13 protein-coding genes are annotated in these 23095 nt (G+C 62.2%); 8 read left to right on the forward strand and 5 right to left on the reverse strand.

Annotation, left to right across the window (positions count from 1 at the left end; translation table 11 throughout):
• Nucleotides 1-72: 72 nt before the first annotated feature.
• Nucleotides 73-6555, reverse strand: a complete 6483-nt coding sequence (locus RHM60_RS21935; RefSeq protein WP_322212785.1) for an NEL-type E3 ubiquitin ligase domain-containing protein — start codon at nt 6553-6555, stop codon at nt 73-75.
• A gap of 62 nt (nt 6556-6617) precedes the next feature.
• Entirely contained in the window at nt 6618-7751 is a 1134-nt protein-coding gene (locus tag RHM60_RS21940) for an OpgC domain-containing protein (protein ID WP_322212786.1), read from the reverse strand.
• Nucleotides 7752-7998: 247 nt separating this feature from the next.
• Here RHM60_RS21940 and RHM60_RS21945 point away from each other — a divergent pair, with 247 nt between their 5' ends.
• The 3 genes from RHM60_RS21945 (at nt 7999) to RHM60_RS21955 (ending at nt 10396) form a co-directional block, all read left to right on the forward strand.
• Entirely contained in the window at nt 7999-9330 is a 1332-nt protein-coding gene (locus tag RHM60_RS21945) for an HD domain-containing phosphohydrolase (protein WP_322212787.1), read from the forward strand.
• Nucleotides 9331-9485: 155 nt separating this feature from the next.
• Nucleotides 9486-9893: an NUDIX domain-containing protein gene (locus tag RHM60_RS21950; RefSeq protein WP_322212788.1), complete on the forward strand. Its 408-nt coding sequence runs from the start codon at nt 9486-9488 to the stop codon at nt 9891-9893.
• On the forward strand, nt 9890-10396 hold the full coding sequence (locus RHM60_RS21955; protein ID WP_209989198.1) for a GNAT family N-acetyltransferase: 507 nt from the start codon (nt 9890-9892) through the stop codon (nt 10394-10396). The genes RHM60_RS21950 and RHM60_RS21955 overlap by 4 nt, the downstream gene beginning before the upstream one ends.
• Nucleotides 10397-10526: 130 nt before the next feature.
• Here the strand turns inward: RHM60_RS21955 and metR are convergent, their stop codons facing one another.
• Complete coding sequence (metR, locus tag RHM60_RS21960) at nt 10527-11444, reverse strand: transcriptional regulator MetR (RefSeq protein ID WP_209989201.1); 918 nt, start codon at nt 11442-11444, stop codon at nt 10527-10529.
• 84 nt (nt 11445-11528) lie between these two features.
• Nucleotides 11529-17129, reverse strand: a complete 5601-nt coding sequence (locus RHM60_RS21965) for a dermonecrotic toxin domain-containing protein (RefSeq protein ID WP_322212789.1) — start codon at nt 17127-17129, stop codon at nt 11529-11531.
• Nucleotides 17130-17344: 215 nt separating this feature from the next.
• Between RHM60_RS21965 and RHM60_RS21970 the strand changes: the two genes are divergently transcribed.
• Nucleotides 17345-18364: an alpha/beta fold hydrolase gene (locus RHM60_RS21970; RefSeq protein ID WP_209989207.1), complete on the forward strand. Its 1020-nt coding sequence runs from the start codon at nt 17345-17347 to the stop codon at nt 18362-18364.
• A 54-nt stretch (nt 18365-18418) separates the two neighbouring features.
• On the forward strand, nt 18419-19072 hold the full coding sequence (locus RHM60_RS21975) for a DsbA family oxidoreductase (RefSeq protein ID WP_322212790.1): 654 nt from the start codon (nt 18419-18421) through the stop codon (nt 19070-19072).
• Nucleotides 19073-19087: 15 nt separating this feature from the next.
• Here the strand turns inward: RHM60_RS21975 and RHM60_RS21980 are convergent, their stop codons facing one another.
• A complete protein-coding gene (locus RHM60_RS21980; RefSeq protein ID WP_322212791.1) occupies nt 19088-19849 on the reverse strand; it encodes a MipA/OmpV family protein in 762 nt (253 codons plus the stop codon).
• A 230-nt stretch (nt 19850-20079) separates the two neighbouring features.
• On the opposite strand from RHM60_RS21980, the gene RHM60_RS21985 reads away from it, so the two are divergent.
• The 3 genes from RHM60_RS21985 to RHM60_RS21995 are packed head-to-tail and all read left to right on the forward strand — an operon-like array spanning nt 20080 to nt 23058.
• Entirely contained in the window at nt 20080-20781 is a 702-nt protein-coding gene (locus RHM60_RS21985) for an MtnX-like HAD-IB family phosphatase (protein WP_209989216.1), read from the forward strand.
• A complete protein-coding gene (locus tag RHM60_RS21990) occupies nt 20774-22168 on the forward strand; it encodes an aspartate aminotransferase family protein (RefSeq protein WP_209989219.1) in 1395 nt (464 codons plus the stop codon). The genes RHM60_RS21985 and RHM60_RS21990 overlap by 8 nt, the downstream gene beginning before the upstream one ends.
• Complete coding sequence (locus RHM60_RS21995) at nt 22165-23058, forward strand: alpha/beta hydrolase (protein ID WP_209989222.1); 894 nt, start codon at nt 22165-22167, stop codon at nt 23056-23058. The genes RHM60_RS21990 and RHM60_RS21995 overlap by 4 nt, the downstream gene beginning before the upstream one ends.
• Nucleotides 23059-23095 lie beyond the last annotated feature (37 nt).

Consider the following 23095-nt stretch of genomic DNA (forward strand, 5'->3'; position numbering starts at 1 on the left):
GTCGATTGATCCCTTCACGCCGATTGATTGGACCTGAATGAAGCGTAGTCGCTGGCGGCGCTGTGTGAAAAATTACTCGGACGCTTGGCTCACACGTCGCAATGCGGCCTGTGTGGCCAAGGTGAGCTGGCGCACCAGGCGGTTGTGTTCGTCGTTCTCCAAGTCAACCAGTGACTGACGTCGCTCCAGGTATTCGTCCGACTGCTTAGATGGCAGTTGTTTTTCCAATAACTGCACTTTGTATTCGATGGTCTCTTTCACGGTAGCAAAGGGCTCCGGGTGACTCTTGGTCAAGTACTCTATCCAGAACGCTTCCATCAGCAGCCATTCCTGCAAGGCCGGGCTTTTGCCCAGACGTTGCAGTTGAGTGCGTGCGTCTTCAAGCACTGCGGGGGTCACGTAGCTTTCAACGGTGTACAGCAACTCCAGTGGGTAAAAGGGCAGGTTGAACTCCTTGGCCAGGCGCGCGCGGAAAAAAATCGTGACCTCAGCCGGGTCAACCTCTCGGCCAGCCAGTTCTCGGGCATGAATGAACTTGTCGGAAATATGGTCCAGGTGGTTCAGGTAGAAGCGCCCGGTGGACAAGGCGATCAACGCCCGGTCGCTTTCGTAGGTGCGGCTCAGTGACTTGGACTGGTGGATCCGATGTTCCAGTTCCATATTGGTAAAGGCCAGCAGTGCACTGTCACCGCACGTCCCGGCCCCATAGGTGTTCAGGCACACGTTGTTGCGCAATTCGGTGGAATCGCCCATGGCCTGCAGCAAGGTCCAGACCCGAGTGGTGAGCGCTTGCCTGGCGTCGGTCGAGGCCTTGTAGGCGAACGTCTCTGGCAGGTCCCGGAGTACCTGGAACACATCGTCGGCGCGTACTTCTTCATTGGCGCGCAACTGCTCCCACAACCAGCTGCGTTCGGTTATCTCGGTGGCGGGGACGCCGGTGAGCCACAGGTTGATGTCGTCAGACTCCGGCGTGTTGTGCAGCGTAGCCTGCGGCGCGTCCACGTTGATGGGCCTGGGGGCCACGGCGTAGCGAATTCGCCGGCGGGCGGTGTCGGACAGCGGGTTGCCATGCAGGAAGGTCTCGCCTTCGGTCATTGACCGCGGGCCCGTGAACACCTGCTCGGGAACGCTGCTGATCAGGTTGTCTTCCAGGAACAGAGACCACAGCTGAGTCAGTTGCCAGGTGCCGGAAGGCCACTGGGTAATCCGGGTATTACGCAGGTTGAGTTTTCGCAGCTCACTGAGCCGGCTGACGTTGGGCGCAATGGCGAGCCTGTTGTGGCTCAAGTCGAGGTATCGCAGGCGGGTCATGTTGGCCAGGCGTGCCGACGATTCTTCGGTCAGCACCAACTGGTTGTAGGACAGGTCCAGTGAGATGAGTTGAGTCATGTCGGTGATGGCGGTGGGCAGTTCGGTCATGCCGCACCGGATGTGCAGTGATTTGAGCCCCGGAAACTTTTGCAGAAAGAGGTCGGCGCTGTCGGGAAACGCGCTGCCCAGGAGTGCCAGGTGCTCAATGTGGGCGAAGCCGGTCAACCCTGCCAGGAACAAGGCGGGAGGCAGTCCACCATGGTCTATCCGCAGCTCCAGCGAGGGTATTAAGAACAGGTCGTGCACGTAGGTATGCCGGCCATCGCGCCGCCAGGCCTGGCGAAGCAGTTCGGCCGTGAACAGGCGGTTTTCCCTTTGCAGTTCGAGAAGGTCGTTGGGGCCATTGTCCGACTGAGGGGCTTGCGCCCAGCGCCTCAGTTCGGTGTCCATGGCGTCGTATTCGGCCTTGCGCCTGTCCAGTTCGATCAGCGCGGCGGGGTCGCTCAGGTGCATCGAGCGGATAACGGCCCGGGCTTCGCGCCTGCTCAGGCTGGGGTACAGCTCGCGGGCCCTGGAGATCAGGTCGGGTGCGCCATTACCGCCGGAAAGCCAGCGCAATCCCCATATCGGGTACGCCAGAAACGAGCGGTCGACGTGCAGGGGTGGCTGCATCCAGGGCTGCAGGTGGGGCAGGTCCAGCCAGCCTTTGATTTCAATGCGGCGGCCGAGGGCCAGGGCGACGATCTGCTCGCGCCAGACTGACACGTCACCCTGCTCGGTGATGCCCAGGGACGCCTTTTCGCTGTCAGACAGAAGATGTGCCAACGCCTCCAGCAGTGAGTTCGACGCACTGCCCAGCGTGCCACCTTGAGCGTCATAGGCTTGATACGCACGGTTGCTGCGGGCCAGCCGACGGCGCGATGTACCGTCCAGGTGCCCCGCGCTTTCCAGCAATGGCCCCTGGTAGGTGTCTTGATGAATATCGACACGCAGGTTTTTTGGCCAGTCCGGCAGGGATTTGAGCAGGTTCAAGGCGATTTTGTCGCTGTCCGCGTTGGCGCAGGAGGGCAGGTAGAGGCCTTCGAAGGCCCGGTTCAACCGCAGGTCGTGGCTCGACAGGCGAGCCTGTTCCGAGAGCCGCAGGCCCACCTGGTTTTTTTCATGCAGTTGCTTGAGTTCCCGAGACGTCGCGTGACCCAGGATGACCTTGGCGGTGCTGGCAGGCAGGCTCGGGTACTTGGCCTTGAGGCGCTGCACTTGCTCGGAGCCATCGCGTTCGCTGCGTGCATAGATTGAATTGAGCAGTTTTGCGCGTTCCTGCTCGGTGAACGAGAGGATTTTTTCCACCAGCTTGAACAGACGTTCGTCGTGGGAAGTGGGCGTTTCGCCCAGCAGGCCTTCGCACACTTTGTCGTGCTCGAGCACGGTTGGAAGCAGCTTGCCGCTGTTGTAAGCCTGATCCGTCACCTTGACGGCCTGGACGTTTGGCAGATTGCTGTCCGGGTATTGTTTGAGCACGCGCTGCTCATTGTCGACAATTTGAAGCACATGGTCGGCCGGCCAGCCTTTGATCGCGGTCAGCACCAGTAATTGCAGCTCGGGGCGCGCAGGCGCGGCGGTCGGGTCGGTGCGCATTGCTTCGATGAACAGTTGGATTTCGTGATCGATCTTGAAGCGTTTGCAGGTGTCGGCCAGTAGTGGGGGCACGGGCTTTGCGGTGCAGTGAACCTGACGCAGGGCTTCGGGGGACGTGTCGGTCAACGCCATGATTTTGCCGGCGATTTCCTGGGTGAATAAGTACTGCTGATTGCCCAGGCGATAGAGCAGGCTGTGGTCGTCCCAGGTCATGGGGTTGTCGCTCGACAGGCGCCAGGCACCCTCGCCGTTCTGCTCGAGGGTGGGGGTGTTGACACCGGATTTTTTCGGATGGACCAGGCGCCACTTGAACAGGTTTTTATCGAACATGATCTGATACAGCGCGCCCAGCAAGGGCAGGTAGACCCGGGTGTTGAACTCGAAGACGCCGTTGGTCGCGGGCTTCATGTCCGGCGGCAGCTTCGGTTGTTGTTCGTATTGCACCAACGAGCGGTCGACCAGGCTGACGAATCTGTCGGGGCTGCGCTGGGCGCCCATGTAGTCGCCCAGTGTCTTGCGCAAACCCTTGGCATCGCTAGCACTGGTCATCCCCAGCAGTTGGCGTTCATGGGGTTGCAGCACCGAGCCGATGGCCAGGTAGAAACTGTCGACGACGGGCGCCACCGGAATCTCGCCGCCGTTGCGCATGTCGTAGGCCCGGTAGTCGCCGGCGCCGTAGTGACGCAATTCGACGGTCAGGTCGTCGGGCCCGGTGGAGATATAGGGGGTTTGGCCCCCTGCTTCGGTAATGACGAATGGGCGTTTGAGAGTGTTGCGAATCAGCGCCGCGGCAAACTCCCTCGCCCACTGGTCAGTGTCTTCGGCGTAGTCGCGTGGGTGGTACAGGCCGTCAATCACCGCGTCGATGCGCAGCACGGTGCGCTGTTGGTCTATCAGGTCGCGCAACTCGACCGGCAGGGTGCCGTGTTGCAAGTAGGCGGTTTGCTGACGGGGCGTGAGGGGTTGCTGTTCCAGCAGGCGCTCAAGGGTTGTGGGAGCGAGCGGTCGGTTGAGGTCGCGCAGTTTTTTCAGCAAGGGGGCAGGCGCCACCAGCCGTGGCGAGGCCTTGAGCGGCAAGAAGCGGCGGGCCTCGGCGGGGGGGACCAGGTCGGTTTTTTCGTAACCGTCGTAGTTGACCACGGTGCTGAACAGGGTCGTGCGTTCGTGGCCGGCCAACGTCGCCACCTGCTGGCGCACGGCCTGGATACGCTGGCCTTCGGTATGGGTAATCACAGCGTCCTTGCCCAGGGTCGAGGTGGCGGGCTGTTGCCGTATGATCAGGCGCAGCAGCGGGTCAAGCGTACCGGGCGGCAGACGCTGGTTGTCGACATCGGCGTAGCGGCCGTCTTCCTGCCGGGTGAGATTTACGCTGTGCGGTTTGGCGGAGAGCTTGGCCGACGGGCTGTAGGTTTCAATCACCCTGCCTTGTTCGTCGCGCACGCTGAGCAGGGTGTCGGCCGGCCAGTTGGGTAATTGTGTCAACAGGCTGAACACCAGGCCGTCGGCGTGGGGTGGCAGGTAGCCCGGTTCATTGAATCGCTCGGCGATCTGCCGAATCGCCTGGTCGGCCTGCATGCGCCGCACCCCTTCGATCAGGTTGAGCGGGGCAGGCTGCGCACTCCACACGGCGTCCAGGGTCGTGCGGGTGGTGGCTGTGCTGCGCAGCATCAGTTCCAGATCGGCAACCGCAATGATGTCCGAGCCATTGGGCAGCATGCGTTGCAGCAGTTGGGGGTCGGAGAGGGTGTGGGTGTTATTCAGGTCGAAGACCCACGCCTGCAAGGCCGGCTCGAAAATGATCGGCGGCGTGTATAGGCCGCCGTTGGTGTGCCTGAGCACATAGCGCATGGTGTTTGCGTCGTGGCTGACCTCGACCACCCGGGTCTGGTCGGCATGGTGCAGCTTGGCATAGGTGCGGTCTTGCACGTGATAAAGGCCCAGCGCGTCCGCTTCGCGGCCGTCGAGCAGGTGCTGCGACGCATGGGCATAGGGCTGGGCGTGGGGCCGCCACAACTCATCGACCCCGTCGGCGCGCGTGACCTTGCGCGGGTTGCCCAGGCTGTCGAGGTAGTTGAGCATCCGCCGTCGATGGGCGCGTCCGGCCACGCCGATCAATCGGCCGCTGATGGCCAGATCGGCGACATCCGACAGCGCCGAGGCGAAGCTGCCGGCTTCGCCTTTGACCGCCGCATCCAGGCCCTGGCCAAGGCTGTAGGTCATGCTGCCCATCACCGCCAGTTGCATGATCCGGTTCATCCCGGTGACACCGCCTGGCATGGGGGTCAGCAATAGTTGCAGGATCTCCCCGGCGACCGCTGCGACGCCATCCTTGAGCGCCTTCCAGTCGGCTTCCGAGCGGGTGGTGGCGAGGCTGGACAGGTCGGTCTGATAGCGCTGGATATGCCGCCCGACCAATGTGTTCACCAGTGACAATGTGCGCCCGGTCTTGGCGTCGGCGGAGAAGCGCACGCTGTCCAGCGTACGTTCCGGGAAGACCTCGTGGAACCCGTCATACAGCTTTGAGGCCAGCCAGCTCATGCCCTCGGGGCGCGGCTCCTGGGTCAGCAGTGGCTTGAACACCGACATACCGATCAGGGGCAACTGCCGGGAAAACCAGCCCAGGTCCTGTTGCTGATGACTGGTCTTGAGTTGCTGGCGAAGGCTGCTGTTCGCGCCCTTGGCATCCGCGTGATAACGGAACGCGCCACCGGGGCGCAGGGGGAAATATGACACCACCCCGAGGCTGGCGACGCGGATCACCAGCAGTGGCAACGGGATCGAGGTTTCCCAGGGTACGAAGGGCACGGCCACGATGGGGGTGGGCGCGCCGTTGAGGTTCAGGGTGTCGAAATCCAGCGGCGGGCCGTCCGGTTCGAGGGCGTTGCGCAGGGTGTCGTACATTGATTGCGCAAGGCCGGTGGCGGCCCGGGTACGCCATGATTCCAGCAGCTCGAAGCGCAACATGGCCCGGGTCGCGCTAACGAACAGACTGCGCAGATTGCCATTGACGGCCAGGGCCGTCTGCAGGCGCACTTGCAACTGGCCCCCGAGGTTCAGTTCGCGGGCAATGTTGATGAATGCCAGGGCGTCGAGCGGCTTACCGGGGCCGATAATTCTGCTCGACTCCACCAGGCTATAGCCTGAGTCCTGTATGACGGAATGGGTGAAGCCGAAGTTCAGGCAGGCGGCTTCCCACAACGTGACACGTTTGGTGTGCAGTGTATGGCGCCATTCGTCATAGGCGCGGCGCGGCCGCGATTCCGGTACACGCACCGGCGGGTCCAGGGGGAAGGGTTGCTCGCGTTTTTGCAGGTAGTCGGTTTCAAAGTGCAGTTGCTCGGGATCGCGGCCATCGAGTCTGGCGCGCAACTGCGTCATGCCTTCGGTCTTGAAGGCCGAAATCAGCGCGGCCTTCTTGGCTTCGAGGTCGGCAAGCGCCTGTTGTGCTTCGCGCAGCAATGTGAGGTAGTCGGTCTGCTCTTGTGCGCTCAGCGTGTGCATGGCCTGTACCACGTTGCGCTGGATCAGTTCCAGCGCCTGTTGCTGGCCCCATTCTGTGCTCGATTGCAGATTGCCGGACAGGTCGTTGAGGAGGTTGTAGGTGGTCACGTGTGCTCGCCTTCGCATTGAGTTGAAGGCTAATGGGAGCACGTCGTTTTTGGTTGCCGGGGCTATGTATTTAGCGGTTCGCGACCTTGCTCCGGTTGATTCAGGCGTTTATTGAATTCCAGCCATGCGGCCAGTGCCGCCATCAGCGCGACCCCCGCCAACGCGGTGCCAATTTGCAGGGTCGCGGTATCTCCGGTCAGCGCGTTGACCATGTCGGCCAACGGCGCCAGCAGCACGCCGAGGCAGAACACCTCCAGCGAATAACGGCCCATGCGGCACGTTTGCCGGGCCAGCCAGTTTTGCGTCCAGCCACGTCCCGGCAGCAGCTTGGCGGTGACGTAGGCAAGCGCGAGGAAATGCAGCAGGCGCACGGGTGAAAGGTCGGTCTTGCTGATCGGGTACAACAGGTCGCTCAGGGCGCTTGGCATCCACGCATCGTGGATCTCGGGCCAGCGCCAGGCCAGCGTGATCACCCCGGCGATCAGCGTGTAAAGCGCCGCCAGTACGAACAGCGGTTGCCTGGCAAGCGGTCGTGTGTGCACCGGACGCGGTCGGCTGGCGTGAATCGCCGCTGCACCGCCCAACACGAACAATAGCTGCCAGGTCACCGGGTTGAAGTACCACACGCCGTCGGCAATCGCCCGCAGGTTCCAGCCCATCCAGGGCGCCATCAGGTACACCGTGGCCGACACTGCCATCACCGCCCAGGTCATGCGCATCATCAGGGGCAACGCCAGCGCCAGCCCGGCCAGCAGCAAGATGTACAGCGGCAACGGGTCCATCAGGTTGGGCTTGAAGCGCAGCAGCAATTCATCGGTGAGCGCCTGTTGCGGGTGGGTGACGAAATGCGTCAGGCCCATCTCCGCCACGAGGTCGCGGGTTTCCACATGGCTGTTGGCAAAAAACACGATGCCCATCAGCATCGCCAGCAAAAAGATATGCACCACGTACAGCACCCAGGTGCGCCGCAGGATTTTCAACGCGGCGATCCAGTACCCCTCGCGCTGCAGCACCTTGCCGTACGCCAGCACCGAGGCGTAACCGGCCAGAAACACAAACACTTCGGCGGCGTCGCTGAAGCCGAAGTTGCGCAAGGTGATTTGACCGAGAGGATTGTGGGGGACGTGATCCCAGAAAATGAAGATCAACGCCAGGCCCCGAAAGAAATCGATGCGCGGGTCGCGTCCGTTCAGCATGACAGCGGGCTCTATGAACAAATTGTTTAGTAGGGACAGGCGCGCGCAGGGTGGTGCAGGCCGTGCGTCGGGCGGGCGCAGGTTGGCGGTATTTGTAAGCAATTGCAAAGTCTGGATATTACTGAATGTCTCAAACGCTTCGCCTCGTTCGGTTCAGTTCATGAAAACCCAACTAAACTCTTCACTGTCCGCCAGGAGGCAGTTGCCCAGACCGTAAGGAGCGCACACCGACGATCCGAGGTATTCCATGGGAGAGTCCGTTACGTTCACCGAGGCCGAGCGCCCGGTGGTGCTGTTGATCGATGCCCACCCCGATGTGTTGCAGCGCCTCACGCAGTTGCTGCGCCTGGAGCCTGTTGCGCTGCACAGCGCGACCTGTGCCGCTGAGGCGTTGGCCATTCTGGCCAGTCATCCCGTCGACCTGGTGATGAGCGCCGCGCGCCTGCCGGACATGGACGGCGCCTCGCTGCTGGCGCATATCCATCAGGCATACCCGCACACCGTGCGCATCCTGTTGACCGGCGAAACCGACCTGACCCTGATCGTCAAAGCCATCAACGAAGGCGAGATCTACCGCTACCTGAGCAAACCCTGGAAGGATGAGGAACTGCTGCTGGCCCTGCGCCAATCCCTGGCCCACCAGCATTCAGAGCGTGAGCGCGCGCGCCTGGAGCAGTTGATCCAGCGGCAGAACGATGAACTCAAGCAGCTCAACGTGTCCCTGGAAAAACGCGTGGCGGCGCGCACCAGTGAGTTGCAGCAAACCGCCGACATGCTCGACCTGGCCTATGAAGAGCTCAAGCACAGTTACGCCACCGGCACCGAGGTGTTTTCGCTGCTGGCCAACCTGCGCCTGCCGCGCGCCAAGCAGACCAACCGGCAAATCATCGAGCTGGTGCGCACCTGGTGTGTGTCCCACGGCGTCGATAGCGCCAGCAACCGCGACCTGACCATGGCCGCCGCGCTCTACAACATCGGCAAGCTGAGCTGGAGCGACAGCATGACCGCCGCGCCCTCGGACCTGCTGCACAGCACCGACCGCGAACGCTATCGTGCCTATCCGAGCCAGAGCGAATCGCTGCTGATGACCCTGGAGCCGATGAAAGACGCCGCACGGCTGATCCGCCATCACCAGGAACGCTGGGACGGCAGCGGGTTTCCCGACCACCTCAAGGGCGATGCTATTCCTGCGGGTTCGCGTTTGCTCAAGCTGGCGGTGGACTTTATCGAGCTGCAAAAGGGCCTGATCCTGGAGCGCCAGATGAACAGTGACGAAGCGTTGCTGTACATCCGCAAATACGCCGGGCGGCTCTACGACCCCAATCTGGTGGAAGACTTCGTGCGGGTCTGCGCCACCTACCTCAATGACGTGACCCTGGGCGATCCCAACGTCAAGGTGCTGGGCACCCGCGAGCTGGAAGAGGGCATGGTGCTGGCGCGCAACCTGAATGCAGACAACGGCATGTTGCTGCTCAATGCGGGCAAGTCGCTCAATTTGCCGTTGGTGGACAAGTTGATTGCGTTCGAGACGATGGAAGGCGCGCGGTACAGCGTGTTCATCAAGGCTCAAGCCGATTGAAGTGTGGGAGGGGGCTTGCGCCCGATGACGGCGGGTCAGTTCCAGGTAAGCTGACTGCCATACCGCCATCGGGAGCAAGCCCTCTCCCGCATGGATTTGCGGTGTAACCTTGGGCCATGTGATCCTTGCGCCTTTGCATTCAAGGCAGCCTGTCCATGACCTCAACCCTTCGCATCGCCGCCGCCCTCTTGATCGGGAATGACGGCCAGACCCTGCTGGTGCGCAAGCGCGGCACCCAGGCCTTCATGCAACCGGGCGGCAAGATCGACGCTGGCGAACAACCCGTGCAAGCCCTGGCCCGTGAGCTGTTCGAAGAGTTGAACCTGCGCATCGAGCCGGACGCCGCCGTCTACCTTGGCCACTTCTCGGCACCCGCCGCCAACGAGCCAGGCTTCACCGTCGAAGCCGAGCTGTTCCAGGTAAACATCGATGTGGCCGTGACGCCCGCCGCAGAAATCGAAGAAATCCGCTGGATTGACCCGGCTGGCGATGGTGGCCTGCAGCTGGCGCCGTTGACCCGTGACCTGATCCTGCCGTTTTATCGCGCCGCGCTCAGCGCATGATCCTGCGCCCGCTGCAGGCTCATGACGCCGAAGCCTATCGCGCATTGATGCTGCAAGCGTATGACGCCTATCCCCAGGCGTTTACCTCCAGCGTCGCCGAGCGTGCGGCGATGCCCCTGAGCTGGTGGGAAAAACGCCTCGACAACCCGCTGGACCGGCTGCTCGGCGCGTTTGCCGGGGACCTGCTTGCAGGCATTGTCGGCCTGGCGTTCGAGCCTCGGGAAAAGGCGCGGCACAAGGTGACCTTGTTTGGCATGTACGTGATCGAGGCGTATCAGCAGCAGGGCCTGGGCCGTCGGCTGGTGGAAGCGGCGCTGGCTGAAGCGCGCCGGCATCCTCGTCTCAAAGTGATCCAGTTGACCGTCACCGCCGGCAATGACGCTGCGTTTGCGTTGTACCGGCGCTGCGGCTTTATCCAGTACGGCCTGGAGCCGCTGGCGGTGCGGGTGGGCGTGGAGTATTTCGACAAGATTCACATGTGGCGTGAACTCAAGGCCGAGTGAGGCCGTGGTTATCACACCGCTCAATATGGGAGCTGGCTTGCCTGCGATAGCGGTCTGCCAGTGGAGGATGGAGTGGCTGGCACACCGTCATCGCAGGCAAGCCAGCGCTCGCCTGGTTTCATTGTGATGTTCAGCGCACGGCGCTCACGCCATCCAGCGTGGAAAACGACGTGTCTTTGGCTGTCAGCAGAAAATCGCGCATATACGGCGCGTCCAGCATGTCGGTGCGCACCCCCGCATACAGCGTGGCAAACAAGCCTTTCTCGCCCAGGCGCTTGGCTTTCACATAACCGCGCGAGCTGTATTCATGCAGCGCCCAATGGGGCATGCCGCACACGCCTCGGCCGCTGGCGACCAGTTGCATCATCATCACCGTCAGCTCCGAGGTGCGCACTTGCGCAGGCTCCACGTCGGCGGGCTCCAGAAAGCGCGTGAAGATGTCCAGGCGATCGCGCTCCACCGGGTAGGTGATCAGGGTTTCGCTGAGCAGGTCTTCGGGCACGATGTACGACTTGCCGGCCAACGCGTGCTGGTTGGCCACCGCCAGCATGGCTTCGTAGGTGAACAGCGGCACATAGGTGATGCCCGGCAGCTCCAGCGGGTCGGACGTCACCACCAGGTCGAGGTCACCGCGGGCCAGCGCCGGCAGCGGCGCGAAGGCGAAGCCCGAGGCCAGGTCCAGCTCGACCTCCGGCCACGCATCGCGAAACTGGTCGATGGTCGGCATCAGCCACTGAAAGCAGCTGTGGCACTCGATCGCCATGTGCAAGCGCCCGGCAGTGCCACCGGCCAACCGTGCAATATCTCGCTCGGCGCCGCGCAGCAGCGGCAGGGTGGCGTCAGCCAATTGCAGCAGGCGCAGGCCGGCGCTGGTAAAGCGCAGCGGCTTGGTCTTGCGCACGAACAATTGCATGCCCAGGCGCTCCTCCAATTCCTTGAACTGGTGCGACAGCGCCGACTGCGTCAGGTGCAGGCGTTCGGCGGCTTCGACCAGGCTGTCGGCTTCACGCAGGGCGTGCAGGGTCTTGAGATGACGGATTTCGAGCACGGGCTTTCCATGAAGGTAATTTGAGACAAACACACATAGAGTGAGTTTGTCTCATGTTCCCATGGGTGTCGACCGTGCCGTGGCTCACAGATCTTTGAATTGTTCGATAAATACTGCACGGCTGACGTCGCCGCGCCAGATCGGCGTATGGCCGGGCTGCTGTTTTTGCCATTCCAGGCCCAGTCGCCGCTGCTCCGGCAGTTTCAAGTGCGCTTTGACGACGCTATCGAAGGGTGTTGTGGCCGAGTCGTAATGCGCATGGACGTACCACAGCACCGGCTCACCGGGCCGGGTTAGGTCATGCACGGCGTACTCCTGGAGAAAATCGCTGCGATTGTCCTGGCGTTTTCCGTTGGCGATACGCGCTCCCAGTTTGCTCAGGCGGATCGTTTGCCGATCACCCTGTTGGGGCGAAAGCAGGTACTCGAGGAAGCCGCCGGTAGGCTGTTTACTGCTCATCGATTGCTGGACGCGCAGGTGTCGCCCGGCCACGGTCAACTCAGCAGCCTTGCTGCGCAATTGGCCGATGATGGGTTCGTCTGGGGATACACGTCCGATCCGATTGGCGCGCACGGTCAACTCTGCAGCTTCGCTGACAAGCATGTGCTCCAGGTTAAGCGGGCTCATGTTCTGTTGCGCATAGCTCTGGACCTTGCTTTGGTAGTGGTCCACGGCGCTGAGCCGGGACTGCGCGTCATTCACCAGGGTGGAGCGCGCAGGATTGAGTTCGGGAACCGGCGCCGATTGTTCAGTCACGGCTAGGCGGGCGCGATTGGAGTGCGGGTCCACGTGCCAGGTTTCGACGTGGCCGGTAGGTGTTTCGACGATGTATTGGCGGGCGCTGGTCTGTGGGTTGATTGTTTCGGTACCCACCTGCAATCGGTTTTCGTCGGTGGTAAAGACCTTGAGTCCTGGGTCTCGGGCACGGCTGGGCGTGATGCCGATGTCGTTGCGAGCAAGCTCGATCATTTTTTCCACGTCATCGAGAAGTGTACTCAGGCGAGGCTGATCGAAGTGCTGTGGGTAGCCCAGGTTCCAGGTTTTCAGATCGCGGCTGAAGTTCTGGTAGTCCTGGATACAGGCCTTAAGTATGGCCAGGCGTTCACTGCGAGTGGCGGGCGAACGGTCCAGGAGGAAGTGAAGGTTGAGCGCACGCGAGACACCGGCATGGCTCTTGAGGGACCGTTGGAATAGATAGAACCAGGACAACTCGCTGATGCCGTCATAACGATTGAAGCTTTCCAGACTGAAACTGATTTTGACGTGACGTCGATAGTCCGCGCCGAAATTGTGATTAAGCTCTGTGAGGTCTGTGTCCAACGCCTTGTAAGCACTCAGAATGCGGGGGTCAGTCTCGGTGAACTTGAAGTTACGGTCGTGCATGATTTTCCGATGCCAGGTGTTGGCCAAGTGTGCGCAACGCTCCACATCATCGAGCGCATCGCGAATCTCGAGGCTGACGGCTTTACGTCGCCTGGCGTAATCGATCAGGTAGCCAATCTCGATTCGTTCGATGGTCAGCGCGGAGAACTGCTCGATCCGGGTCAGCATTTCCCTTCTCGCATAATTGGCAAGCTGGATGTTATTTCTGACGATGCTTGCAGCATTCGCGCGGCGCACCGCCTGATGAAAGGTAATGGCCTCACGACTGGCGGGCCGAGGCAGTTGATCGAGGCTGCTGTCATGCCGCAGGGCAAGCTCGATTGATTCTCGCAGGGACTGGCGCAGGTCCGTCAGAGCGGCGGATTTGCCCTGGACCTCAGCGTTCAGGTACAGCAGTTCCAGGCGTTTTGTTTTGTTGATCTGGGTGCTGACGCGTTGGCCAAGGGTCATTACTTCATCTTGCAGACGCAGTTGCTGGCGCCATGCGCGATCGGTCCACCAGAGGGGCAGGCGCTCGCGAATCGCCACAGGCCAGACGGGATCGAGGCGGTCCGCCAGGTGCCCGAGCACACCACCGCCGCCGGCGAGTCCACCGTTGACCAGCGTGCCGTACACCGCGCCGTGGGTGTTCCAGTCGCCGGCCTCATCGAGCACGATGGGCTGTTTGTAGGTTTTGGTGCGCGTCCCTTTCAAGCGCAACGTGTGCAGGCTTTGATCCAGTTCGACCTCAAACACACGGCCCTGGCTGAGCATGAAATCCCCTCGTGCGTGCCGGTAGACGTTGCGGTAGATCCCTTCGCTGTGCGGTTGCAGGCCGTGCAGGGATAGTGGTTGTTCGTACTCGTAGCCGGCGAAGCGTTCGACGAGGGTTGACGACTTGCGCAATGACGGCGGCGACAGGTGGGCCCCGCTGCGGCCGATCCGAATCAACTGATGCAGGCGAACCTCGGGGCGGGTCGCACCGGGGGCGACACCCAGCCCTGTGCCCAGGTCGACGCCGGCGTCGATCAGCGCTTGCAGGCTGGATGCCAGGGCGTCGATACCCTCCTGAACATCGCCGCGCAGGAACGCCGCGACAGCCATGTTGGCTTGCACCCACGCGTCATACAGGCCTATAGCCGTGCCGACAAACGGCACGAATCCCATGGCCAGTTTTATGAAATACATCGCCTGCGCACCTTTGCCCGCCGATTCGCGCAGACGCTGTGCGCTGTTGGAGCGTGAGGTGTTGCGATGAGCTTCCAGCAGTTGCCCCATATGGATATTGAGCAGGTTTTTCGAAAGAGAGGTGGAGGCTGGCCAGGCGACGCCCACACCGATGATGGCGTCGTAGTGCTCGAGCAGCGCCTGCTTGATGCGGTGAGCGTGTTGCTCGGTTTTACCACCCAGTGCACGCCCCGCCACGTACTGGTGCATTTCTTCGCGAAAGCACCCGTTGAACAGCGCTTTTCGAGCCGCTTCCAGGGTGTCGAAACGGTAGAAAAACTGGCCATCGACGCGGTCGGGCAAGTACAACAGGGTAACGCCGCTGATCAATTCCTCGATAAAGGTCACGCCCAAGAGCGTTGAACTGAGACCCTCTGTGTCGCTGCCTCCGACTGTAAGGAGTGCCGGTTTCATGACGATCCGGCGATTGCCCTGGCGCCAGGCCTGGTCGGTGCTGGCGTCGATGGCGATGTCGAGGATCTGCAGCGCGTCGTCCTTGAGGTGCCCGCGGACCTTGGCAATGCTGCGTTGCAGTTTGAGCAGCAACCGCCAGTTTTCCAGCAGGGTTTCCTGCTGGTAGGCGTCACTGAAGCTGGGGGCGGCAGGCGTGCCCAGGAAAGTGCGGGTGATCAGGTCTTCATATTTTTGCGCGACGTCCAGTTCCGCGATGATCCGTTTGACGTAGGGGGCGGTGATGCCCATCAGCAGTCGCTGGCGCTCGGCCTCATCGTCGTTGAGCACCTCGACCTTCATGAACTCCAGGCGGTCCTTGAGTGTGTCGTCAACGGTGAACAGGGCGAGTTCGTGCAACGTCAGCGTGCTGCGCGCGGTACTGGCCTTGTTCACGGTGCGCGGTGAAAACGAGCCGGGAGCGCCTGAACCCAGCAGCGGTTGCTTTTCAACCGTCACCGGAAGGTCAAGGGTGAGTGTGAAGGGCTTGAGCAGCGAGAAATCCTCGCGCAGACGCTGGTCGACCTGGCCCTGGCTGAAGCGGCTGGCGGACGGCAGGTCGCGTTGCACCAGCACTTGCGATCGGCGCAATGCGTCCACACTGGCGTTGATCATTGGCTTGACCTCGGCTGCCTGGGCGTCGGACAGTTCACTGACCCATTGCGGCCGCTGTTCGGCCAGCGTGACGCTGCGCTGTTGTTCGACCAGTTGCGCATAGGCAAGGTCGCGCGCGTCATGGCGGTGCACCTGCCATTCGAGCCTGCATTTTTCCGGCAGTGCCTGCAGCTCGGCCGCGCGTGCGTGCAGCACGGTCGGGTCGGCGTCGGTTTCCATCAACAACGCGGCCTTTTGTGAGCATTGATGTGTCTGCGACTGCAGACCGTAGTCGAGCGCCTCGCGCAGCACCTCGGTCAGTTGCAGGCTCAGCTCGGCATCATCCGTTTGTATGTTGAACAGCGCGGTGTGCAGCGCCTCTCGCGAAGCGAAGCGTTGCAGCCCGCCTGACCGGCCCGGCCACCAGAGCAGCACGCCGTGGTCGCTTGACGGATCTTGCAGGTCAGCCGCATTGATGATCGCCAGCGGGCCTTGCAGCTCCTGGCTTTGCACCACGGTCTCGCCATATTCACCGTTGCTGCTGCGCTTGCTCACGAGCAGGCGGCAAGCCGCAACCGGCAGGGTGCGATCCTGGCGGTCGGGTTGGTTCAGGACCGCCTGCAGCCTCAGGTATTCGTCCTGGCTGATCTGCTTGAGCAAACGTTGTATCTCGGCTTCAGCGCGCAGGCCTTTGACGCGCGCGGCGTAGAGTTCGCTTTTGGCGCGTGAGGCGGTTTTGTGCAGGGTCTGCAACTGCAGGCCGGTCTTGTTTTCCAGCAGTGTGGCCAGTGCGCTGTCGGCCGAATTTTGTGCCGCGCTCAAGTCATCAATGTGGGGCTTGAGCCTGTGCAGGGGGTCGGCCTGCCCTGGGTCAAGTACGGTTTCCAGGGCCAGGCGCTGCTGCTTGAGCGTGGCCAGGCGTGTCGCCAGCGGCAGGTCGGCGCTGAGTAAACCGAAGGGTGTGGGTTCGCTGCCGCGCTCTTCGTCGGCCTCTGCCGTGACCGGTGAATCAGGCGGCGCCGGGAAGAGCCCGTCGTCGCGCAGTTGTCGGTAAGTCAAATCAATGGCGTGCAACGCGTTCGCACCTTGTGTTGCGAAGTCCGTGCCGCTGTTTTGGGTCAGCGCTGCCAGCAGGCGCGCCTCGGCGTCGGCGAGCCAGGCATCCATCGCGTCGGTAAAGGGGGTGTCGATCAGGTCATAGTCGATCTCCGACGCTGGTGTCGGGCGGTCCGATGCAATCAGTTGGCCTTGTTCGGCCAGCATCCAGCTTTCCAGCGCGTTGCGTTCCTTGAAAATCTGCAACACCGGTTGCCTGAAGGGCGTGTACAGCAACTGTGCGGTGAGGGGGACGGTGTCGATGGTCAGCACCAGTGCCGCGTGCAGAGGGACGCAATGGCCGTCGGCCCACTTGAAGCGCAATCGCTCGGCGTAGACGGCCCTGTCGGAGTCCTCGGGCAAGGCCAGTTTGGCCAGAGCCGGTTTGAGTTGCTCGGTATTCAGTTGTCCGAGGGCGAATGCCACTTGGGCAGCGGCTTCGAAGTGGCCTTTATACAGCTGGTTGGCGCGTGTGCGTCGCGACACCGGCGTGTGTGGCGCACGGTCATCCCAGTAGCGTTTCCAGCCATGGGTGATGAAACCCCGCAGGTCCAGCGAGTCCAGGCGCTCAAGCATTTCGCTCGCCGTCAACGCAAACAAGGGATGCGTGCTGCGCAGGCCCACCACAATGAAGTCCTGGTTAATGGAGGCCGGCACCTCAGGGCGCTGTTGCAGCAAGGCAAGCGCGTTGTTCACGTTGATGAAGGGTTTATCCGTGCTGCGCAGGCCAACGGTGTCGCCGTCCAGGTCCAGTTTTTCCAGGACCAGTTGCGCCACCAGACGTTGCGGGGACGGAATGGCGCGCATGAGATCGAGCATTGCCTGACGGCAGTCTGCCCAGTGTTGGAGGGCTGAGAGCAACAGGCTTTCGTCAACCCACAGACGTCCCAGGTGGGAGGTGTAGTTGAAGTCATCCAGGTCCGTTGCCGGGGTAATTGAGGGATGTTCGTGGGGCATGATCAGCGGGCCTCGTCGTGAGGAGCGGGCTGCTCCTCTTGCAAAGTCGCCATTGCACGGGAATTTGCGATGCGTCAGGCGGTATTCCTGTCTGGCATCCGGCGTAAATGACCGCTGGGCACTCTTCATCAAACTGTCATGCAACTGTGGCAGCGCGCTTGAACAAACTTCATCAGACTCGCGCTCTACTGGGGTTCTGCGTTTCGGTGTTTTCCATGCGTGTGTTGCTTTTACTGGCCGCTCTTTTATTCGGCCTGCCGTCTTTTGCGGCGTCTCGATGCGATGTCAATGTCCCGACCCAAACTGTCGACCTGGCGCAGGTGAGCATTGCCTACCAGAGCATCGGCCGTGCGTCCGACCCTGCCTTGCTGCTGGTGATGGGCCTGGGCGGGCAGTTGATCCACTGGCCTGACGAAGTGGTGGTCGCCTTGTGCGAGCAAGGCTTTCGGGTGATCCGTTATGACAACCGTGACGTCGGCCTGTCCACCTGGCGCCAGGCGCCGGCCAACGCCAACCTGACCTTCGAGGTGCTGCGCTACAAGCTCGGCCTGCCGGTGTCGGCGCCTTATACGCTGACCGACATGGCCGATGACGCCCTGGGCCTGATGGACGCTTTGCAGGTCCAGCAATTTCACGTACTCGGCGCGAGCATGGGCGGCATGATCGCCCAGCACCTGGCGGCCATGGCGCCGCAACGGGTGGAAAGCCTCACGCTGATCATGACCAGCTCCGGCGCCGAAGGCCTGCCTGCGCCGAACGCGGCCCTGGTGCAATTGCTGGCGCGGCGCAGCGCGCCCAACCGCGAAGTGGCGCTGGAGCAGCAGGCGGACCTGCTCGCGGCCCTGGGCAGCCCGAACGTGAAGGACGATCGCCAGGTGTTGCTGCATCAGGCGGCGCTGTCCTACGACCGTGCCTTCAACCCGGACGGCGTGAAGCGCCAGATCATGGCGATCCTCGCCGAACCGAGCCGCGTGCCGTTGCTCAACCAACTGCGCGTGCCAACGCTGGTGGTGCACGGCACCGCCGACCCGCTGTTGCCGGTGATGCACGGCATCCACCTGGCCGCGCATATCCAGGGCAGCCAGTTGAAGCTGATTCCAGGCCTGGCCCATCGTTTCCAGGAAGCGTTCAAGGCGCCGTTGCTGGCGGCGGTGCTGCCGTACCTGCAAGCCCACCGCGAGGATGCGGCGCACTGGGCGCAGATCGATGCGGTGGCGCCTTCGAAGGTGTTGTGACATTGGTGTATCGTGCAGCCTTTCCGGCACATTTTGCCAGCGAGGTTGCCTGCCATGAGTACTCCCCTGAAAATCGATTTCGTCAGTGACGTGTCCTGCCCCTGGTGCATCATCGGCCTGCGCGGCCTGACCGAAGCACTGGACCAGCTCGGCACCGAGGTGCAGGCCGAGATCCATTTCCAGCCGTTCGAACTCAATCCGAACATGCCTGCCATCGGGCAGAACATCGTCGAACACATCACTGAAAAATACGGCTCCAGTGCCGAAGAGTCCCAGGCCAATCGCGCGCGTATCCGCGACATGGGCGCCGCGTTGGGTTTTGCCTTTCGCACCGATGGCCAGAGCCGTATCTACAACACCTTCGACGCCCACCGCCTGCTGCATTGGGCCGGCCTTGAAGGCTTGCAGTACAACCTCAAGGAGGCGCTGTTCAAGGCTTACTTCAGCGATGGCCAGGACCCGTCCGACCACGCCACCCTGGCGATCATCGCCGAGAGCGTCGGCCTGGACGTGCAGCGCGCCGCCGAGATTCTCGCCAGCGACGAGTACGCCGCCGAGGTGTGCGAGCAGGAGCAGCTGTGGATCTCCCGTGGCGTGACCTCGGTGCCGACCATCGTGTTCAACGACCAGTACGCCGTCAGCGGCGGCCAGCCGGCCGAAGCCTTCGTCGGGGCGATTCGCCAGATCATCCAGGAAGCCAAGGGCTGAGCCTTTGGGCGGCGGTCAGTCGAATTTATAGCTGATCGCCGTCTGCAACTGGCCCTGGTCGACATGACCGGCTTGCTTGACGAGGCTGCTGTTGGCCGCCGAGCCGACCAGGTGCACCCAGCTGGCGCTGGTCAGCAGCGACCAGTGTGCGGCCAGGGGAAATTCGAAGCTCTGGGTCAGCGTGAGGTTCTGGAACCCCGCGCTGGCGTTATAGGCGCGGATCCCGGAAGCGGCCGACTCCCTGGCATCCACGCCGAAAAAGGTCTGGGTCTGACGCGCGTCGGCAAAGTGCGCCATCAGGCCGGTGCTGCCGATGACGCCGCCCAGCGGGTAGCCCAGCTCGCCGCCGAGCTTGCCGAGCACGCCACCCTGTTCGTTACCGCCGCCGACGGCCTGGCCCACTTGCGCATACACGCGCCAGAAATCGGCCGGGGCGTACTGGACGAAGCCGCCGATTTCGGCCATGTCCGGCACATCGTGCAGGCCGCGCAACGGTCCATTGCTTTCCCGGCCCTGCAGGTAATTGATATAGGGGCCGGCGCTGATGCCCTGGCTGTTGAGTGCGCGCCAGGTCAGGCCGTCATCGGTGTCCAGGCTGAGTGTGCCCCAGTCCAGGTCGAAGTAGGGGATGGGGCGCGCTTCGTAGTGGTTGCCGCTCGGGTCGTGGGGCTGATAGGCGAGGCCCGCGCCGACTTCTCCGCTGATGCCGGCGGCCAGCACCGCGCTGGAAAACACCCACGATAAACCGGCCAGTACAGCCGTCGTAACCTGGCGCATGGTGCGCACTCCTTGATCGGAACATGCGCGCATTCACGCGCGAAGGGCTGCTCCGGCGCAAGCACTCATCTTGTTTGTAGCAAGCTACAAAAATTGTAGCTTGCCGGGTACAAAACCCTCGCCAGAATCCGCCGAAAGCCCGGTTCCGTTGGGTTTTATCCACTTGGCACACTCCCTGCTCTATCCCTGGTGCAAGCGCACAGAGCGCGCTCTCACAAGGTACGACGCAGATGATTCACTGGCATATCGTGTGTGACTTCGACGGGACCATCACCCCCACCGACGTCATCGACAACGTCCTCCAACGCTTCGCCGGGCCCGAGTGGGAAACCATCGAACAGGAATGGCTGGACGGACACATCGGTTCACGCGAATGCCTGAGCCGCCAACTGGCGCTGATCAAGGCCACGCCCGCCGAGCTGCTGGCGTACTTCGACAGTGTCGAGATCGACCCGGACTTCCCGGATTTCGTCGATCACGTCATGGGCCTGGGCGCGACCCTCGAAGTGGTCAGCGACGGCATCGAGCAGGGCATCGCCCGCATCCTGTCGCGCAACTACGTGACCTTGCTGCCGATCCTCGCCAACCGCCTGCGCCAGGTCGACCAGAACAGCTGGCGCATCGACTTTCCTTATGCAAGCGACGCCTGCCGTGCCGCCTCCGGCAACTGCAAGTGCAAGTCCACGCCGGGCAACAAGCGCGTGCTGGTGATCGGCGACGGCAAGTCGGACATGTGCGTGGCCGCCACCGCCGACTTCGTGTTTGCCAAAGGCAGCCTCGCCGACTACTGCGTCGCCCACCACATTCCCCATGCGCGTTTCGACACTTTTGCCGAAATGCCCGCCTTGCTCGCGCAATTGCCCCAGGGCATCGCGGCCAACGCCACCTCCTTTACTGCTGCCGACAACCAGGAACTCTTCCACCATGTCTGATATCCGTATCGCCACCGCCGAAGACCAGATCCTTCTGGATAAAGAAGCCAAGTACTGCTCCTACGGCGACACCGTTCACTACATCGAGCCGCCGCGCATCTTCAGCCGTTGCGAAGGCTCCTACGTGTGGGACACCGAAGACCAGGCCTACCTCGACCTGCAGATGTGGTACTCGGCAGTGAACTTCGGCTACGCCAACCCACGCTTGAACAATGCGTTGAAGCAACAGATCGACACCCTGCCGCAAATCGCCAGCCAGTACCTGCACAAGGGCAAGATCGAGCTGTCGGAAATGATCGCGGTCGACGCCAAGAAGAAGTTCGGCCTCGACGGTCGCGTGCACTTCAATGTCGGTGGCTCGCAGTCCATCGAAGACTCGTTGAAAGTGGTGCGTAACGCCTCCAACGGCAAAAGCCTGATGTTCGCCTTCGAAGGCGGCTACCACGGGCGCACCCTCGGCGCCTCGTCGATCACCTCCAGCTTCCGCTACCGTCGACGCTACGGTCATTTTGGCGAACGCGCCAACTTCATCCCGTTCCCTTACCACTTCCGTGGCCCCAAGGGCATGACCAAGGAAGAGTACGGCAGCCACTGCGTGCAGCAATTCGCGCGTTTGTTCGAGACCGAATACAACGGGGTCTGGGACCCGAAAACCAACCAGTGCGAATACGCCGCGTTCTACGTCGAGCCGATCCAGGGCACCGGCGGCTACGTAATCCCGCCGATGAACTTCTACCGCGAGCTCAAGCATGTGCTGGATCAGCACGGCATCCTCATGGTGTCCGACGAAATCCAGATGGGCTTCTACCGCACCGGCAAACTGTGGTCCATCGAGCACTTCGACGTGCAGCCGGACGTGATCGTGTTCGGCAAGGCGCTGACCAACGGCCTCAACCCGCTGGGCGGCATCTGGGCCCGTGAAGAGTTGATCAACCCGAAGATCTTCCCGCCGGGCTCCACGCACTCCACCTTCGCCTCCAACCCGCTGGGCACGGCGGTGGGTCTGGAAATGTTCAAGATGACCAATGAAGTCGACTACGGCGCCATGGTCATGAACAAGGGCAAATACTTCCTCGAAGGCTTGCAGGACTTGCAGAAACGTTTCCCGATCATCGGCGACGTCGATGGCCTGGGCCTGGCGCTGCGCTGCGAAATCTGCGGCCCGGATGGCTTCACCCCGGACAAGGCGACCCTGGACTACATGGTCGAGGAAGGCATGAAGGGCGACATGGTGGTGGACGGCCGCAAACTCGGTTTGATTCTCGACGTGGGCGGCTACTACAAGAACGTGATCACCCTGGCACCGTCGCTGGAAATCAGCTACCCGGAAATCGACCTGGGCCTCAAGCTGCTCGAGCAACTGCTGGTGCGGGCAACCCAGCGGTGAACGGCGCAGGGATCGACCTCGGCGAAGGTACTGCCGGCTTCGTTCTCGGTGAAGGTCCGGTCGGGATCCTGTTGATCCACGGCCTGACCGGCACCCCGACGGAATTGCGCCAGGTCGCAAAGGGCCTGGTCAAGGCCGGTCATTGCACGGTGTACGTGCCGACCCTGGCCGGGCACTGCGGTGACAACAGCGACCTGCAGGCCACCGGCTGGCGTGACTGGTACGAAGGTGTGCGCAAGGCTTTCGTACAGATCAGACAGCGGCATGCGCAGGTGTTTGTCGGCGGCCTGTCCATGGGCGCGGTGATGTCGATGTACGTGGCCGCCGAGCACCCAGGGCAGGTGGCCGGCCTGTTGATGTATTCCACGACCCTGAAGTACGACGGCTGGAGCATCAGCAAGCTGGCGTTTCTGTCGCCGTTGCTGATGAAGATTCCGTTCGGCGTGCATGTCTGCCGCTTCGAAGAGAAGCCGCCGTACGGCATCAAGAACGAGCGCCTGCGGGCCGTTGTTGAACGCCAGATGAAAGAAGGGGAGAGCAGTGAGGCCGGCCTGTTGACCATGGAGGGCATCACGGTGCGCGAGCTGCACCGCATGAACGCCGTGGTCAAAAAACGCATGCGCGAGGTCAAGGTGCCGGCGCTGGTGCTGCATTCCATCGAGGACGACATCACCAGCCGCTGGAACGCCGACTACGTGGAGCGTCACCTCGGCGGCCCGGTGACCAAGATCCTGCTGGACAACTGCTACCACATGATCACCGTCGACCTGCAATACCGGCGGGTGATCGAGTTGAGTGCCCGGTTCGTTGAGCAACACACGACGATAAACACCACCGTGGTCAATGGGGGAGCTGGCTTGCCTGCGATTGCATCACGGCGGTCTGCCTGATCCACCGAGGGGCCTGTATCACAGGCAAGCCAGCGCC

It is taken from the genome of Pseudomonas sp. MH9.3, assembly GCF_034354675.1.
Lineage (GTDB): Bacteria > Pseudomonadota > Gammaproteobacteria > Pseudomonadales > Pseudomonadaceae > Aquipseudomonas.